Origin of the sequence: Microcoleus asticus IPMA8, assembly GCF_013179805.1 — a bacterium.
Classification (GTDB): Bacteria; Cyanobacteriota; Cyanobacteriia; order Cyanobacteriales; family Microcoleaceae; genus Microcoleus; species Microcoleus asticus.
Genome location: NZ_SRRZ01000047.1, coordinates 1 through 16,593 on the forward strand (window position 1 = coordinate 1; position 16,593 = coordinate 16,593).

The 16,593-nt window shown below is 46.9% G+C and carries 19 protein-coding genes; 4 read left to right on the forward strand and 15 right to left on the reverse strand.

Annotated elements, in window-relative coordinates:
* Positions 1-21: 21 nt before the first annotated feature.
* The 4 genes from E5S67_RS14185 to E5S67_RS14200 all read right to left on the reverse strand — a co-directional run bounded on the left by E5S67_RS14185 (position 22) and on the right by E5S67_RS14200 (position 4,549).
* On the reverse strand, positions 22-333 hold the full coding sequence (locus E5S67_RS14185) for a DUF262 domain-containing protein (RefSeq protein WP_246276787.1): 312 nt from the start codon (positions 331-333) through the stop codon (positions 22-24).
* A 159-nt stretch (positions 334-492) separates the two neighbouring features.
* A complete protein-coding gene (locus tag E5S67_RS14190; protein WP_172188210.1) occupies positions 493-1,563 on the reverse strand; it encodes an aromatic ring-hydroxylating dioxygenase subunit alpha in 1,071 nt (356 codons plus the stop codon).
* Positions 1,563-2,249: a class I SAM-dependent methyltransferase gene (locus E5S67_RS14195; RefSeq protein ID WP_172188212.1), complete on the reverse strand. Its 687-nt coding sequence runs from the start codon at positions 2,247-2,249 to the stop codon at positions 1,563-1,565. The genes E5S67_RS14190 and E5S67_RS14195 overlap by 1 nt, the downstream gene beginning before the upstream one ends.
* A 299-nt stretch (positions 2,250-2,548) precedes the next feature.
* Positions 2,549-4,549, reverse strand: coding sequence for an FAD-dependent oxidoreductase (locus E5S67_RS14200; RefSeq protein ID WP_422614747.1), 2,001 nt, complete (start codon positions 4,547-4,549; stop codon positions 2,549-2,551).
* Positions 4,550-4,813: 264 nt separating this feature from the next.
* On the opposite strand from E5S67_RS14200, the gene E5S67_RS14205 reads away from it, so the two are divergent.
* Positions 4,814-5,128: a hypothetical protein gene (locus E5S67_RS14205; RefSeq protein WP_172188214.1), complete on the forward strand. Its 315-nt coding sequence runs from the start codon at positions 4,814-4,816 to the stop codon at positions 5,126-5,128.
* A gap of 442 nt (positions 5,129-5,570) precedes the next feature.
* Here E5S67_RS14205 and E5S67_RS14210 read toward each other — a convergent pair whose 3' ends face one another.
* Positions 5,571-5,717: a hypothetical protein gene (locus E5S67_RS14210; protein WP_172188208.1), complete on the reverse strand. Its 147-nt coding sequence runs from the start codon at positions 5,715-5,717 to the stop codon at positions 5,571-5,573.
* A gap of 117 nt (positions 5,718-5,834) precedes the next feature.
* Between E5S67_RS14210 and E5S67_RS14215 the strand changes: the two genes are divergently transcribed.
* Complete coding sequence (locus tag E5S67_RS14215) at positions 5,835-7,094, forward strand: CHAT domain-containing protein (protein WP_246276788.1); 1,260 nt, start codon at positions 5,835-5,837, stop codon at positions 7,092-7,094.
* A 41-nt stretch (positions 7,095-7,135) separates the two neighbouring features.
* Here the strand turns inward: E5S67_RS14215 and E5S67_RS14220 are convergent, their stop codons facing one another.
* Positions 7,136-8,320: an RNA-guided endonuclease TnpB family protein gene (locus tag E5S67_RS14220; RefSeq protein WP_172188216.1), complete on the reverse strand. Its 1,185-nt coding sequence runs from the start codon at positions 8,318-8,320 to the stop codon at positions 7,136-7,138.
* 147 nt (positions 8,321-8,467) lie between these two features.
* Here E5S67_RS14220 and E5S67_RS14225 point away from each other — a divergent pair, with 147 nt between their 5' ends.
* Entirely contained in the window at positions 8,468-10,555 is a 2,088-nt protein-coding gene (locus tag E5S67_RS14225) for a hypothetical protein (protein WP_172188218.1), read from the forward strand.
* A gap of 143 nt (positions 10,556-10,698) precedes the next feature.
* On the opposite strand, the gene E5S67_RS14230 is transcribed toward E5S67_RS14225, so the two are convergent.
* The 9 genes from E5S67_RS14230 to E5S67_RS14265 all read right to left on the reverse strand — a co-directional run bounded on the left by E5S67_RS14230 (position 10,699) and on the right by E5S67_RS14265 (position 14,176).
* Entirely contained in the window at positions 10,699-11,643 is a 945-nt protein-coding gene (locus E5S67_RS14230) for a hypothetical protein (RefSeq protein WP_172188220.1), read from the reverse strand.
* A 26-nt stretch (positions 11,644-11,669) separates the two neighbouring features.
* Complete coding sequence (locus E5S67_RS32420; RefSeq protein ID WP_216670447.1) at positions 11,670-11,873, reverse strand: hypothetical protein; 204 nt, start codon at positions 11,871-11,873, stop codon at positions 11,670-11,672.
* Positions 11,874-11,881: 8 nt separating this feature from the next.
* Entirely contained in the window at positions 11,882-12,088 is a 207-nt protein-coding gene (locus E5S67_RS14235; RefSeq protein ID WP_172188222.1) for a hypothetical protein, read from the reverse strand.
* A complete protein-coding gene (locus tag E5S67_RS14240) occupies positions 12,073-12,351 on the reverse strand; it encodes a hypothetical protein (protein ID WP_172188224.1) in 279 nt (92 codons plus the stop codon). The genes E5S67_RS14235 and E5S67_RS14240 overlap by 16 nt, the downstream gene beginning before the upstream one ends.
* A gap of 35 nt (positions 12,352-12,386) precedes the next feature.
* A complete protein-coding gene (locus tag E5S67_RS14245) occupies positions 12,387-12,569 on the reverse strand; it encodes a hypothetical protein (protein ID WP_172188226.1) in 183 nt (60 codons plus the stop codon).
* 30 nt (positions 12,570-12,599) lie between these two features.
* Positions 12,600-12,860 (reverse strand): hypothetical protein, encoded by a 261-nt coding sequence (locus E5S67_RS14250; RefSeq protein WP_172188228.1) that lies wholly within the window; start codon positions 12,858-12,860, stop codon positions 12,600-12,602.
* A 195-nt stretch (positions 12,861-13,055) separates the two neighbouring features.
* Positions 13,056-13,256, reverse strand: coding sequence for a hypothetical protein (locus tag E5S67_RS14255; RefSeq protein WP_172188230.1), 201 nt, complete (start codon positions 13,254-13,256; stop codon positions 13,056-13,058).
* A gap of 26 nt (positions 13,257-13,282) precedes the next feature.
* Positions 13,283-13,552, reverse strand: coding sequence for a hypothetical protein (locus E5S67_RS14260; protein WP_172188232.1), 270 nt, complete (start codon positions 13,550-13,552; stop codon positions 13,283-13,285).
* Between the two features lie 426 nt (positions 13,553-13,978).
* Positions 13,979-14,176 carry a hypothetical protein gene (locus E5S67_RS14265; RefSeq protein WP_172188234.1) on the reverse strand — a complete coding sequence of 66 codons (198 nt, stop codon included), beginning with the start codon at positions 14,174-14,176 and terminating at the stop codon, positions 13,979-13,981.
* Positions 14,177-14,371: 195 nt separating this feature from the next.
* Here E5S67_RS14265 and E5S67_RS14270 point away from each other — a divergent pair, with 195 nt between their 5' ends.
* Positions 14,372-16,471 (forward strand): iron uptake porin, encoded by a 2,100-nt coding sequence (locus E5S67_RS14270; RefSeq protein ID WP_172188236.1) that lies wholly within the window; start codon positions 14,372-14,374, stop codon positions 16,469-16,471.
* The last annotated feature ends 122 nt before the right edge of the window (positions 16,472-16,593 follow it).

A 16,593-nucleotide genomic window follows, 5' to 3' on the forward strand; every position in this document is an offset into this window, starting at 1 on the left:
CTCAAGCATTCTATTAAGTTATTAATACATTACTTGAAATTTCACGATATTCCCATTCCTGGGGCATTCATACCTTGATTCAGCAACGCCTACAATTTCAGCCTCTGGCGGCCCAGATTTGATCAAAACAATGCTGCCTAGAAAGTACGGGTTGAGTTGATCAATCGTGTCGTTACCATCTCCCAATGATGTTAGCAGGTCTTCCAGCAGTTCTCCAGCTTGCTCATTTGTCCAAGCATAAGGACGCTGGTAGAGGGGAATGGTGAACATAAAGTCATCGCTAAAGATTTTTCTAATGGGGTGTTCCTCACCCTTGATGCTGACACGGTTCATGCTGGAGTCCTGTGTTAGGTGTGATTGGTAATTGCTTCCCGACAGTCAATTTTCCCTGTTGCTATAATACCATGCTCAAGCTTGGAAAGGCTAACTCTCAACTTAGCCTGTGCAGGCTGGTTTCATTCGTCCCGCTGTAGGCTTCAATCCGATCCTGAATTACCCATTTTCGGCCTGACTTCTGATCAACTTTTGCACGCTGGCTAAAGCTCGATTTAATTCATAACTTTTTCTTTCTGAATTCTGCAAAAAAGCCTGCTGTTCTTCTTCAATCATTAACACATCCTGCCGCACCAAACCATCTAATAACTTTTGAGCAGCACCGAACAAACTATCTTTAATAAACCTGCGAAACCAAACCGGCAATTTGTGCAGCCGCCAAAACGCATTTAATGAGGTAAAGTGAATTAAATAAGCACGAGTTGCTGTCTCGCTGACCGGACAAACCAAGCAGTAAATCTTAAAGTCGCTCCCCAAAGTTGAAACCCAGTGCGGGTAAACATAACTCACCTCCAGCGGTTCCGGGTGCAGTCGGCGCAGAGATTTAAAAAATAACTGAGAAATTGACCAAATTTTATCTATTTTGTAATAACTTTGTGCCTGATAGCGAGCAGTTACTTGATGCTCGTTTTCTTCTAAAGTATCTAACACCGGATTTGCCCAAGCTTGCCAATCATCGTGCAAGTGTCCGTGGTACATATCCATCAAATTTTCAATTAAAAATGAATAGTGTGCCTGACAGTCGATGACTGAAACAGTGGCAATATAATTGAGATGTTCCCACTCTGGCAAATCCAATAAATCTATTTTTTCGGCTTGCGTTTCGTCGCCGGAAAACAGCCAGATAAAACCGTTTTGTTCCTTGGCTGGATAGGAGCGAATTTTGCAGTTAGGTAGCTTTTGATTTTCTGCTAAATAATCGACTTCGGCGCATTCTCCCCTTGCATTTAACCGCCATCCGTGGTAAGCGCATTCGATTAAATCGCCTTTAACTTGACCGTGGCTGAGTTTAACTTGCCGGTGCGGACATCTATCTTCTAAAGCGTTGATTTTGCCTGCACTGTCGCGGAAAAGTACGATCGCCCGATTCCAGATTTTTGCAGCTAGCGGCTGAGTTTGCACCTCGGTGCTGCGGGCGATTGCATACCACCGATCCAGATTAATTCCCAACTCGCGGATGTGAGTTTTTTGTTCCCTTCCAGATACCGATTGTATCGCGTTGTTTTGCATTAGAAATGTTCCCAGATTACGCCCATAAAACAACCCAATTTTACAAAATAACAGCCGGGAAAGCAACGACTGTAAATCTTTTTAAATTGCCGTTCTGACAAATACCTGTCGCTAGCTAAATGTTTCAACCAGCTTGGCGACAGTCTAAATCTTAATAATCTTGAAGCTGTACGAAATCCGTAGGTAGAACAGTCGGGAAGAAAATCTCTCGCTGCACCTACTATGTAGCCTATTGTAGCAGGTCTTTCGATTTCCGATATATTATCTAAAAAGACGATTTTTCCGTGCCGATTTAACAATTGTTTAATTACTGAGAGGGCGGCGGGGAGGTTGGGCAAGTGGTGAAAAGTGGTGGCACTAACTATTAAATCAAATTTGCGCTCTAACGTTAATTGACTGGCATCCATTTGAATGTATTCGATATTGGGGGCTGAGCGTTTTTGACGGGCGATCGCCAGCATTTTTTCTGAAAAATCTACGGCGACTACACGATCGTAATACTGGGCTAATTCAAAAGCAAGAATTCCCGAACCGCATCCAATATCTAATGCTGCACCTTTGCTAGTCGATAGGTTTTTAGTAAAGAAATCGTTCTGATTTTGCAAGGTGGCGGCGAAATCGTATTCTGTTGCAAAATCATCAAACATTACAGGTTTATTGCGAATTGTGCAGTTACTCTTCAGCATCTATTATTGCTTTATACTGATTCAATAATATTTTAACCGCATATTCACCCCGCTCAACGCAGATATTTTTTTGGTTCGCAAGCTCTGCCTTTTCTCCTCAGCGAAACCGCACCCACAAACCGTAACTAATCTTAAAAAAAGAATGCAACTGTAGTAAAGCTCCAAACCCTTATATAATCAGTCATTCCCAATTATTCAATTCTTTAATCTAAAATTTAAAATGATATGGCTGGGGGCGGGTTTCACCGAGAATAGCAGCCGATAATTGACGATTTATAAAACCCGCCCCCCTGCTAACCTTAGATTTTTAACACGCCTTCGGGATTTACCGTCAAGAGCGATCGCCTCTGCAAACCTTCCTGATATAAAATAGCATTAGCGGCCAACAAACCGCTGCTCACTGCCCTTTCCATTAAACCGCAAGGAAACGGCATTTTTACCCAATCTCCCGCAAACAAAAGATTTGGAACAGCGCAGCAAGTTTCTGGTCGTTCTGCATAGCTACCGGGCGGATATCCAGAGAAATTTTTTTGATTTACCAATTCCCGGTGCAGCATATTTGCCTCTTTTAATTCCGGTACAATTTCGTACAATTCTTGCTCAAAAGTCGCCAGCAAAACTTGCTGGTTCGGAAATTCCTTCTCCTTGTAACAATAAGCGTGCAGTTCCACAACACTACCGCCAGTTTTCTGATTCCACTCGATAAACTGATCCTGAATTTTGTGGTAAAGCGTAATGCTGTCAGTCAGTTTGTAGCCGGAAAGCGAACTGAAATTGCTGTGTTCCCAGGGAAAGTCGCGATCGAACCAAAAACGGCACACCGCAAACGGATCGGCTATGTTCAAGCTCTCGATCCGCTTCTGCACCTGGGAATTCACCTCACCGCTGGCCAAACTAAACAAATGCTGCATCCCCGGAACATCTGCCGCCAAAACATAGTAATCAGCCTTCAATGTTTCTCCCCCATTCTGCGGCTGCGATTGGTTAACCGCTGCGGCCAACTGTACCTCATCTGCTTTTTCATCGACTACCTTAAATCGAGGCAAATCCCGCTGAGCAGGCCCGCTGACAACTCGCCCTTCGGCATCAAAAACGGCCCCGTGACAAGGACAGTGAAATTGACCGTCGTTCTGTTTCTGAACTGTGCAGCCTTGGTGAGTGCAGCTCAGAGAAATTGCCTCTTTTCCCGACGGTGCGGCGGCAAATACGCTGTCCCCAGCCCCGAAATATTCCGTAGAGTTGCTGTCAGTTAACAGCGCGTTTCGCTTCACCCAAAAAGGTATTTTACTCTGCACGTCTCCCGACTGGTAACTCAGAGAATCAATCTTGTCGTTTTCCCAGCGAATTTCACTGACTGCGACATCTGTCAATACTTTGCCACCTTTGCTTTCAATCGCTCTGGCAATAGGCTGCACCAAACTCGTGCCCATATCTTGCCGCGTGCCGTTGAATGCCAAACCCTCTGGATTTCCGAAAAAGTAAAAGTGGAAGAATTGCATTAATTCTCCCGCGCTCAATTCGTCAGGAGCGTTAAGGCTGGACTTAGCAAAAGGCAGAAAATACAAGTCATAAAGTCCGCGCGGGAATTCACCTTTTACCCAGTCGGCAACTGATATATTGTCGAGGCGATCGAAAGTTTTTTGAGTTTGAAAACCGCCGATTTCCCGAAATACTTGCCAGTGAGCGGGCTTTGTCAGATTGATTCCCCACTTGAGCCGATTTGGAGAAGATATCCCCAAGTCAACTATATTCCAGGGAAAAGCTGAATGGTTGGGACGGAAAACTTCGGGTTTGTATTTGCCGTCTCGAAACACAACGGCGTAGGATTCTAAAGATACAAAGTTATCGGTAATTTCTAGTTCTTCAACCACACTTTTGAGGTTGTAGTATTGCGGAAAAAAACCGTGGAAACCGTGTTCCATCATAAAAGTTTCGTTCCCGACTTGTATCGGCCAACTAGCAATTTTGCCACCGAGTTGGGGCGATTTGTCGAGTAATGTTACGGCGAAACCCCGCTGGGAGAGTTCGTAAGCACAGGCGAGCCCGGCCAAGCCTGCCCCTACAACTGCAACGGTTTTGCGCTGATTCAGCATTCGCGGCAAGTCAAGAGAATCTTGCACAAAAACGGTGGGCTCTGGCTTGGAAAATCGAGAGTAGCCCAGCAGCCCGCCTGCGGCACCGACTCCGAGGAATTTGAGGGCGGTTCTTCGAGAAACTGGTTGGGATAGCGGTGAATTGGTTGATTGACTCATCAGCGGTACGCGGTAACGGGCTTTAAACACAAATACGCCATAAGGCATATATCATAGACCGAAATCGGGATATGTGAAGAAATACTAAGACACGTTCCCCAGTCCGATCGCGATCGCACCGTGCCAAGTTCGATCGCACACAATCTATAGCAGAAGGAAGAAGGCTTTAGTTACCTAGAAGAGAAGCAAGAAAAAATAAGTAAAAACCGATCGACCCATACCATAAAATTCTCTAAATAATTAAGTGTTTTTATTTATAACTTAGGAGTGTGGGCGATTTATGCCACATTTATTGGATCGATCGGGGAAAGTGTGATAAATTTTAGAGTTTTTAAGCGCAGAGCGATCGCGGGCTTCCCGCCCGTGGCACGCACAAATGTCGAAGAAACGGCATTAATTTATGTTACTAAACTCTTGGCAACCGCCGTTAATGATGCTAAAAAATTAGGATATTTGCGGGAAAAATCTTATACCAAAAACTGTCTCGGCGAATTGTACGAAATAACCGGGCAGATCTCCGAGGCAAAACAATTAATCAGTCCAGCTTTAAGTAATATCAAATCCGGTAGCATCGGAATTAATATTACCGACAGCCAGGACACGGCAGTGCCGTTTCCCTACAATTAATCCGGGTAGGGAAACGGCACTGCCGTGTCTTCTAGATCGTAAGGATTGCAACCAGAAACGATATAAGTTGGCGCGAAAAAACTAACTATTTTAAAATAAGTAAATACAGAGAATATATCTACTGCAATCACTCAATATATGGGCGCTCGATTCAGGATATTCCTCACTCAAGACCAAGACAAAACCCGATTCAACCTGAGAACTGCGGATGTGCCGCAAAAAGTCAAAGACGGCCCTAGAGGTAATGCCTGTTAAATGCACCTGGTTGCTATGTAGAAAACAGGGCTTACATGAAAAAATCCGGTTTTACGTAAGTCCTGTTTATGCAAAACTTCTGCATAATTTATAAAACTTTACATAAATCGCGAATTTCTTGGCGCGGGGACTCTGTTGGTGCTGGTGTCCACCCCCTACGGCAGAGATTTGCGGTTTGTCTTGAATGCTATAATCGTGGCGCGATCGCCAGCACCGTCAAACATTCCCAGCCACAGCCCAACTTTTGCCAACTGCTGCCGCCAACTGCGCCCTCAACCTTCCCAAAACCATGCACTACAAATCCCAGCAGCAACGCCAAAAACACACGACTCATAAAAAAATTAAAAAAGCTATTTTTTACTGTTTGACAGCAATATTTTTCTGCTGGAGCACCGCGAACCTCGCTACAATTGCCCAAAACACAGGCCAGGGCAGGCTTAACGGGCAAGAAATGAGAAATTTACTCGATCGGGGAAACCTCACCGAAGCCGTAACCAGAATCGAACAAAACTGGGAAGAAGACTATCAAAAATACTTTGAACAAGACTTTGCCGCCCGTGCAAAAACCGCCGAAGCAATATCAAAAACTCTATCCCGCCTAGCAGTTCAAACAAAGAAAAAACCAGCTTTAATTTACGCCATCCCGCGCACCGATCAACTAGAATTAATCTTAATATTGCCCGATGGCCCGCCCATTCTCCGCAGCGTCCCGGAAGCCAAACAAGAGACACTGCTTTCAGTAGTCAAAGAATTCAGCAGCGAAATCACCAACCCCGTAAAAATCAACACCACCACCTATCTAGAACCAGCCCAACAACTCTACCAATGGATAATTGCACCCCTAGAAACAGATTTGCAAACAGCAAGAATTGAAACCTTGCTGTTCTGCGTCGGCGAAGGTTTGCGAACCGTACCCCTAGCAGCCATGCACGACGGACAGCAATTTCTGATCCAAAAATATAGCCTCGCCCGCATCCCCGCCTTCAAATTCACAGACAGCAATTACACCGACCTCAGAAACACCCAAGTCCTAGCAATGGGAGCATCAAATTTTTCAGAAACGGCAAACAAAGAACCGCTGCCGGCAGTCCCATTAGAATTGGGCGCGATCGCCCGACAGTGGCCCGGTCAATCCTTTCTCAACGAAGATTTCACCATAGTAAACTTGCAATCCCAGCGGCTGCAACAAAAATACGGAATCATCCACCTCGCCACCCACGCCGAATTCCGCCCTGGAACCCCAAATAACTCCTACATTCAATTTTGGGACACACAACTTAGACTAGATCAAATGAGAGATTTAAAATGGAACAATCCGCCCCTTGAACTATTAGTATTAAGCGCCTGTAGAACCGCCTTGGGAGACAAAGAAGCAGAACTCGGATTTGCCGGTTTAGCACTGCAATCGGGAGCAAAATCAGCCCTCGCCAGCCTGTGGTACGTTAGCGATGCGGGGACTCTCGCCATGATGACAGAGTTTTACCAGCAGTTAAAAATCAGCAGGCCAAAAGACCTTCCAATCATTAAAGCAGAAGCTCTCAGGCAAGCACAAATTGGTGCGATTGAAGGCAAAGTGACGATCGAACGCGGTCAACTGCGAAGTTCCCGAGGCGAAACTCCCTTGCCCCCGTCCATCCCCAAACTCGACAGCAAAGATTTATCCCATCCGTATTATTGGGCAGCTTTCAGCATTATCGGCAGTCCTTGGTAAGTCGGCCTCTTGACCGACACAGGTGATAGGCTTTGAAACACTCACCGAATATCAGGTGCGGTGATTCTTGACACTTCATCGAAATGTGCTACCGAAGTAGTCTTACATTTTCTCTGTGTCCGTTTAGAGTCGTGGCAGTTTCCTATCCCGACTTTATCTATATTTTTTGCTGCGTTTTCATCTCTATCGTGAGTTGTGTCGCAATTTAAACAAGTGATATTCCTCACTTTCAGATCCAATTTTCCCCATTTGTAACCACAACACGAGCAAACTTGACTTGTAGGCTCCCATCTGCTGACAGTGTTGAAAGTTCTACCGAACTTTTCGGATTTTGCTTCACACAACAATCTAAATTCGCGCCAACCTTGCAAACTAATAGCTCTAGCTAGCCTCTTGTTTTTAACCATTCCTGAGACATTCAAGTCTTCTAAAGTGATTACTTGGTTTTCGTTCACTACTTTAGTCGAGAGTTTGTGCAGAAAATCTTTTCTAGTGTCAGCTATTTTGTTGTGCAATTTAGCAATCTTTACTCTTGTTTTATTCCTTCGATTAGCTCCTTTCTCTTGACGTGCTAATTTACGCTGTAGTTTTCTAATTTTTCTATCATGTTTTGCGTAGTCAGGACTGTCGAACTTCTCACCATTGCTAAGAACTGCGAAAGTCTTTAAACCTAAATCAATCCCAACAGACTGATTAATAGGCTCAACTGTTTCAGGTTCTATCTCAACTACAAAACTGAGAAAATACCTATTGGCACAGTCTTTAATTACCGTCACAGAACTAGGTGCTGACGGTAAATTTATAGACCAAATAGGTTTAATACTACCTATTTTGGCGAGGTAAACATAATTGCCTGATAGCGAAAAAGCTGTTTTGGTAAACTCTGCAGATTGATTGTTTATTTTTTTCTTGAATTTAGGTAAACCAAACTTTTTACCTTTATGTTTGCCAGTTCTAGACTTAAAAAAGTTTTGATAGGCTACATCCAAATGTCTTATAGATTGCTGTAATGGCACTGATGAAACTTCCTTCAACCACTGCCTTTCTTCTGTCTTCTTAGACAGAGTGAGCATGGCAGAAAGTTTACTGTACCCTGGTAACTTTTCAGAAGACTTACAAAACGCTAGCGCATCATTCCAGACAACTCGAACACAACCGAACAACTGAGCTAGCCTCAATCGCTGTTGGTCTGTCGGGTAGAATCTGTACTGATAGCGGGCAATCACATGGCTTATGCTAAAATTGGCTGTGATTCGTCGATTATATATCTGTCTGTACAGAGTGAGCAAGCAATTCAATGCCTGTAGCTGTCGCTCAACAGCCCGCTGCCAAGCTGTGACGAATCAAGCGGGAGCCTTCAAGGGGAAAGAAAGATGAAAAAATTAGAATTTTTGCTACAGAAAGAAGGCGATCGCGCCTGGTTGCCCCTAGAAACCTCCGACGTGGAAATTCTAGAAGGCAAATACCGCGTCGTTGCTCGCATTCAGCACCCCAACACCGACATCGAAATTCGCGTTACCCATACTTCCTTCGACGAAGGGGCGCAGCGGAAAGTCCAAAGCCGATCGGCCCGCACCAACCCCGAAGGATTAGTCGTGATCATTCCTTACACCAGGCTCAAGCCCGGACTGTGGGAACTCTCGTGCTTGCCAGATCCCAAATCAACACCAGCAAAACCTTGGCAGTACGGCGTTCAGTTGGAAGTATTGCCCGCAGAATCGGAAACCTCCGAACCCCTACCGCCGATCGACCAAACCGAACCCGCAACTTCCGCCGCAGCACCAAAAATCGCAGCACCAGCCGATCGCGCAGCCCCACAAATCGCCGCACCGGTCGATCGCCCCGCACCAACCCAAATCCCAGCAGCCTTAACAGCACCGCAGCAGGCCAAAATCTACCAATTCCCCACTCCCCCAACCGCCCAACCCAAACCGGGCGTCAAACTCGAACTCGTCCTCGATCGAGAAACCTTCGTCACCCAACTCGGTCGCCCCTTAATCATTTCCGGGAAAATCGACATTCCCCAACCCCCCCAAACAACCAGAAAAACAGCAACTCTCATCCCCGAATCCGAAGCGCTAGAACTCAAACAACTCATCGGTTCAGCACAACTGCAAATTTACCTGCGCGACCCCCAAACCTCACAAATTCTCGCAGAAATCCAGCAGGCGATGCCAGAACAAGTTCCCCCCTGCATCTTTGCCTGCGTCACCTACATTCCAGCCGAGTGCAAAAGCCGCCTAATATTAGGAGAAGCTATTCTCAGCAGCGGCAGCGTCACCCTAGCCACCAAAGCATTCACAATTACAGCCCGTTTAGAGCATCTTCTAGAAGCAATTGAAGACAATTTCATCGAAGAAAAGCATCAAGCCGAACCCTCCCTAACAGCCTCAAAACAGCCTCGGAGCGCCACAAATCTATCTTTTCTCAAGCTAGTAGAAAAATCCTTAGACCCTCCTTCCCCCGCCGAATCTCCAACAAACGAGCCCTTACCCCCTCAACTGAGTTCCCGTCAGACCCCAAGTGCAGGCGGCCTAGAATTGCCAGCATTCGGTAACAAACTGCCCGACAGCAGCCGAGCGCAATTGCTTTCGGAAATCTCCAATTCGCCTCGAACTGTCGCAGAGTCGATCGACCCACAAACCAAACCCTCAGACATCCCAACTTCCCCTAAAACAGCGCAAATCGGAGCGATCGACCAAAAACCAGAAAACAGCCCCGAATTAGCAACAACAGCCCCAGAAACTCCGCCAGGACCCACAAAACAGGCATTTCAAACCTTAAACGTCCAAAATAGATTTTGGTCGCGACTGAGTTCCTTAGCCAGCAACGGCGAATCCCCCGAATGGCTGAAAGCAACCGCCCTGTCGCCAACTCCAAAAGCCACCGCCAATAGCAGCGACGAAATTGCCGTTGTGCAAGAAACCAGCCCAACCCAGCAGCAACCCGAAACCAGCGAAACAATTTCCGACCCCAAATCTACTAGCCCGGAAGCCAGAGAATTTGTCGTTTTTGACGAGCCCCCGCAGCCGAAACAAGTTGCTCAAAAAACCGCAACTGTCGCAGCAGAAGTAACTCCGCCAACTCCCTACGTTTTGCCAGAAGACGAGTTAGTACCGATGCCAATTTTGGAATTGCCGCGGGCGGAAATCCTCGCCGGCGGGCCGGTAAAAGTGCAAGTGCAACTGCCGGAATTAATGCCCCGGATTTATGTAAAAGTTTGGGTTTACGATCGGCAAACCTACCTGATTCTCGACGGCCCGCGCTGGATTACCGAATTTAAACCTAACGGGTTGGGAAACGTCCGAGCAAGTGTCGAGTTAGAGATTCCCTACGGCTGCATGGAAGTAGAATTTGAGGCGATCGCCGTCGAAATGCAAACTCAGCGGGAAAGTCACAAAGTAAGCGTTCACCGCCAAGTTTTACCCCCAGCCGGGCCAACTTTGCCCCTCGAAGGTTAACCGCAATTAACATCTCGATTCATCGGCGATCGTCTGTGGTTTTAAAAAGCCTCTTGACCGAACACTATTAGAAAAAGCTGGATTTGGCGGCGAGAAATCTAGGGATATTCCCGGTTTCTCGCCTCGCCCCCGCAAGTCCTAGTCTACTTACCAGTCAACTGCCGAAACTTCTTCTTAAACTTATTCTTATACACGTAGATCGATCGCTGTAAATCCTCAACTTGCAGCGACATCTCGGCCTCCAAACCCGTGCGGTTCCAAACATCCTCCTGACACTTGCGACGGCAAAAATTCATCGGTTCCGAGTAAACTTTCCCACTAGATAAACTTGGCTTCGGCCCGCACCAGTGAATCACAGTCGCTTGAGTGCGATCGCCCCCTGGCCCGCTTGACTCAACCGGAAACTGCTTTCTCAACAAATCCTGGTCAAAATCCGGCACCAACAACTGCATATCCACATTCTGCACCCGCAGCCGATTTTCTTGCGCAGCCCGGAAAATCATAAAGTTCAAAAACCCCATTTCTCCGTACTTAAATATCCCCGGATTTGCAGCCGTAAAATCTAAAATTTCCACGTATTCTTCCAAGCTAAAAACGCCGCGTTTAGCAAAAAAAGTACCCGTGCAGAAATAGTTCGATCGCGATTCCGACCACCGAAAATTCGGGAAATGCTTCTCAACGCCCGGAATATCAAAGAAATATTCCGAAACATCCGCATCCGGGTAATCGTAACAAGGCTTGTCTACAATAAAATCAAAGTTTTGAAAATTAGCCAATTTGAGGACATCGCCCCAGACGATCGTATCGGCATCCAAAACCATAAAATTTGACCAAGGACTTTCCCAAAAAGCAATCATTTTAGTTTTTCCCCAACCAAAACTTCTTTTTCTGAGAACTTCTTCAGAAACCGTTGTGCGATCGATAACTCGCACCCCATAGGACTTTTCCAAAGCACTCACAGAAAACGTACCGTCAATCAACAGACAAATCGGCACATCTCCCAGGAAATATCGGATGCTAGCACAGCAACCTTTAGCAAACAGATAATCCTGGTCGCAGCAGGCAATAATAATACCAAAATCTTCCATAAACCCTCACTATTTTACTAACTTGCCTAGCCACAGCGTTTCGGTTTTTGTTCTGACCGCAGTTTGATTTTCAAGTTTTGTATTTTCGCCAGCTTAGCACTAAATCCCTGCGATCGCCTGTAGACAAAAACATCAGTAAAACCACTAGGAATCTTGGGTATAGTTTGTCTGTGAAACAACTGAGCCCGACTGCGCGCTTCCGGGTCAAGCAACACCAATTGCAGCCGCACTTTCGGTGTTAAAAATGACTCGTTGAGAGTATATTTCCTAAACTAACTTCCGAGATATCACTGACAACCAGGGGCTTTGGAGTGCGATCGATCCTGCGAGCAATTGCGGGATTTTCCCGGCCCCATTCCTTAGTCCACCAAGTCTCGGCTTGAGAACTAACGGCATTTGACACAACCCCGCCCGTTAACAGTACAACTGTCAGAACTTTCCACACTTGCCATTTCCAGCTTGGCACAGCGCGCTAATTGTAGTCGCTAACAGATAAGCAACAGCGATTTGCATCTCCAAATAAGTCGGAAATAGGTAGCGAGCTTTAGTCGATCGGATTCCTCCCAATATAACATCCGGCAGCAGCACTGCCAGTGCTGTCACCGCCATCACCGTCATCACAAACAGCCAAACCTGTTTGTTCGTCTCAGAACACAGAAAATAAACTGCGTAGCCTACGATTGCCACTAAAATTAAAGTAGCTGCCACTAAACCAATAATATATATCGATCGAGCATGAGAACTTAGCCCCAAATAGATAAAACGCGACCGATATTTCCGAGCGAATTCTTAACTAAAGATAGCCTGGTAGTTTCTAGACCTGCCCAATTTATTGACCCGGCTGCTGCCCTTCTATTCACCAGCAAAATTCCCATCCAAGGCAGAAATGCTAGCAACGAAATGGCACTTGCTATTAAGTAACTCACTACCTTTTTATCCAACCTTAAACCTTGAGTTTATACTAGATAAATGCCGTGTACGAACGCAACTAACAGGCTAAATAAATGAGTGTAAAATCCCAGAAAATTTGCTACTGCGTAAATGCTCCAGCTCAGCTTAGTTTCCAGCCGCATTGCTCGCAGCAGAGACGCACAAGAAAGCAAAATCAGCGCCGGCCACAAACTGTAGGAACGGGCTTCTTGAGCGTAAAGCACGTGCAAGGCAGAAACTGCTACCAATCCCACGGCTATCCACGCCACTTCCGGCGGTGCAAACAATTCTCGGCACAGCCACTACACGTTAGGAAACGCTAACAAACTTATCCAAACTGAAAAACTTCTCGTCGCTGCAGGAGAATCACCGAATAGTTTTGCCCAACACTTCACTGTCAGAAAATACAGTGGAGGCAATTGAGGTTCTTCAATTGCCAAACTTTTAACAGTATCGCCAAAATTTTTTGTCGCATTGGGCCGCTAATGTTTCATCAAATCTGGGCCCGCTACTAACTGACCGCTGCTTATTTCATGAAGCACTTCTGTTTGCGTGTGTCCAGAAATCCGCAGGGAAGTAAATGCTTTATCGTACCAATAATATTTTTTGTCGATGTTGATGAATCGAAAGAACACTCCTAATAGCAATAATACAACTACTAAAAGCAGAAGTCTACTTTTCATTTCAGTTATATATGGTGTCTATAAATCTAATAGTATAGATGGTACGCCTCAATGTAATATAGTATATATCGAACGGCCAAATCTACAGGTTGTTCGATCGCCCTCCCATAACTTGTGGCATTTACTTGTGCTGTTAGCAAATTAGAACCGTCTTGGATGCGATCCTTTCTCTCAGCAACGGGGTTTCTTAACTTCGAGCGATCGCCTAAAACCAAGTATTTGCTTTCCTCAAACCTGGTTGAGGCGTCATGAACGTCAGGAAAATCAATGGATACTTTGGCAGTGGCATAAATCACAGAGGAAAAATGCTTTGAGAACCCGAAGCCGTGCCTAAAAAAACTAATTGTGAAACGCCAGACAGCGAGGCCGCAAAACTCTAATTCCACCTAGTATAAATTCAGTTGGCTGCCACTGCCAGACAAAAAAAAATTGTTTTAAAGTAGCAGGAAATTAAACCCGCCGACGGGCGGTATCAAAAAGGGCGATCGCCCTGGCAAGTCCCGACTGCTGGGGGCATCAGAAAATTAAAATTAGTCAAGTCTGAAATAGGGCCCGGAGCAGGTAAATTTACCAGCCTCGATCCCTGAGTTCCTGACTCCTGGCGGGAAATAGCCTCTTCCGGGCCGCGAGGTTTAAAGTTAGGTTAAAAAGCTTGACATAAAAGGATCGAAAGCTGTATAAGGGATGCGACAAGCATCCACTATCCTACCTATAACTGTCTGTTAAGTCTGGCGTAACTGAAGACTCTGGGCAGTTTTCAGTTTGAGGCAGATTGTGGTCGCTCCCGTACAAGCAGTTGTCGATCGCCAGCAGAGCAACTCAAACAAATCTGGCGATCGATAGATGAAATTAGCAGGTGATGGTATAATCAACCGTAAGGTAATGTGGGCTTGACCTGAATTGATGCCTGGGCGGTACAAGGGCTGGGCCCCCGGAGTTCAAGCAGAAGTAGACACGCCTACTGTGAATCAACTGTGAATCAACAGTTATGGATAGGTTCTATTTTTTTGGCAGTTATTGTCAACAGGCAAGCAACCACAAAAATTAGCAGTTGGGAATTGCTGCTCGTCGAGTTGAATAGAGTGTGTTGAATAGAGTGTGAAGGTGTGAGGAAAATGAACAGAACTTTTTGGAATTTACTGCTAGTATCCCCGGCAATTCTGGGTCTATCATCAGTCGTCAGTGCCGCTGCGATCGCCGCAGAAGCTCCAGCAACCGCTGAAGCCAACCAGCTAGCTACAGCTCAGTCATCTGAGTCAAAAATTGCAGAAATAGTTACAGAAATAGTTGCAGAACCAGTTGCAGAACCAGTTGCAGCAGCCCCTGCGACCCCAGAAAAGCTAGCTTTAAACAGCAGCGCAGAGGCAGCTCAAACCCCGGTCGCCAACTCCGCAGACGCTGAAAAACTGGCCAAAATTGAACCAGACACCAGCGCAGCAGCACTGCAAACAACAGGGAGCGAAATCGAGCCAGCAGCCCCCATCGCTCCCGCCAGCACAGCAGCAGCGACTGAACCCCTGGCAGCAGCAGACACAGCCGAACCGTCGCCCCAAGCATCAGACTTGGCAGTGGAAAGCAGCCAGACAGAAGTTGCTGGGAAAATTGAAGTGCCAGCAGTCGCCAGCACCCCAGCTACTATTGAAGTGCCAGCAGTCGCCAGCACCCCAGCTACTACCCCAGCTACTAAGGTAGAAATTGCTCAGACAGCACCGACAGGAATGGGCGGCCCGATCGTCCCTGTTGCTCCCCAAGCACAGCCGACTCAACAGTCGGGAACCATGTCTCAAGTGACATCTGTCTCTCAGCTATCGGACGTGCGGCCGACAGATTGGGCATTCCAAGCCCTGCAATCCCTAGTCGAACGCTACAGTTGTATCGTAGGCTATCCCGACGGCACCTACCGCGGCAACCGCGCCCTGACTCGCTACGAATTTGCAGCCGGCGTCAACGCTTGCTTAGACAAAATAACCCAGCTAATTGGGTCAACAGGTAACTTGGTCACCAGAGACGACTTAGCCATCCTGCAACGCCTGCAAGAAGAATTTGCAGCCGAACTCGCTACCCTGCGCGGACGGGTAGACGGCCTAGAAGCTCGCACCGCAGAACTCGAAGCCAACCAGTTCTCCACCACCACCAAATTGGCTGGAGAAGCCATTTTTCTCGTCAGCGACACCTTCGTCGGAGATGGTATCCGCCTTGAGGACGATGACACAGTCACCAACCTCGGCTACCGGGTGCGGTTGAACTTCAACACCAGCTTCACCGGTCGAGACTTGCTCAGAACCCGCTTGCAAGCTAGAAACATCGCCAACTACGGTACAGCCACTGCCACCGGTACGAACATGGCTCGCCTCGCCATCGACGGCGAAGACGGCACCGAATTCTCCCTCGATCAATTGTGGTATCGCTTTCCAGCAGGCAACGCTACAGTCTGGTTCGGCCCGAGAGGACTGAGGCTCGATGACGTTGCTGAGCTGACTTCTCCCTTGGAAGCTAGTGGCACCGGTGCTCTCTCCAGGTTTGGACGTTACAACCCAGCAGTGTTCCGCGGCCCCGAAGGAGCTGGTGCTGCTATCAAATACAACTTAGGCCCCCTCAGAGCTACAGTAGCCTATCTTGGTTCCGACGTCGACGCTCCCAATCCAGCCGATGGCAGGGGCATTTTCGCCGGTTCTTTCAGCGCTTTGGGCCAGCTTAACTTAAATCTGGGCAACGCCTTTGACGTTGGTGTTAGCTACAACCGGAAATACAATCGAGCCGGCGATGTTGGCATCATGGGCAATACGGGCAGTTCCTTGGCTAACCGGCCCTTCGGTCAATCGCCCACCGCATCAGATAACTTTGGGGTGCAAGTTAACTTCAAACCGAGCACCCGCTTTCAGATTGGCGGTTGGTACGGTTACAGCAAGGCTGAACAACTTCGGGGCGGCGACAATGACGCGACGATCCAGAATGGTGCTATCACTTTGGCCCTGGGAGATTTTGGCCGGCAAGGCAATCTCCTGGGCTTCGTCTTCGGTGTACCGCCAAAAGTTACTGAGAGTGATGTAGCCAGAGACCGCAACACCTCTTATCACTTAGAGGGTTTCTATCGCTTCCAAGTCAATGACTTTATCTCAGTGACACCGGGCGTTTACGTGATTTTGCATCCGGAACACAATAACAGAAACGAAGATATCTGGGTCGGAGTCTTGCGTACTACCTTTAGTTTCTAAGGTTTCCAGAAATCTAGTTACAGCTAAAAGCGGCAGGCGACTGCCGCTTTTAGTTATTGGTCATCAGTCGATCGATTTTAGATTTTAGATTTTAGATTTTAGATTTTAGATTGTTAACAGTT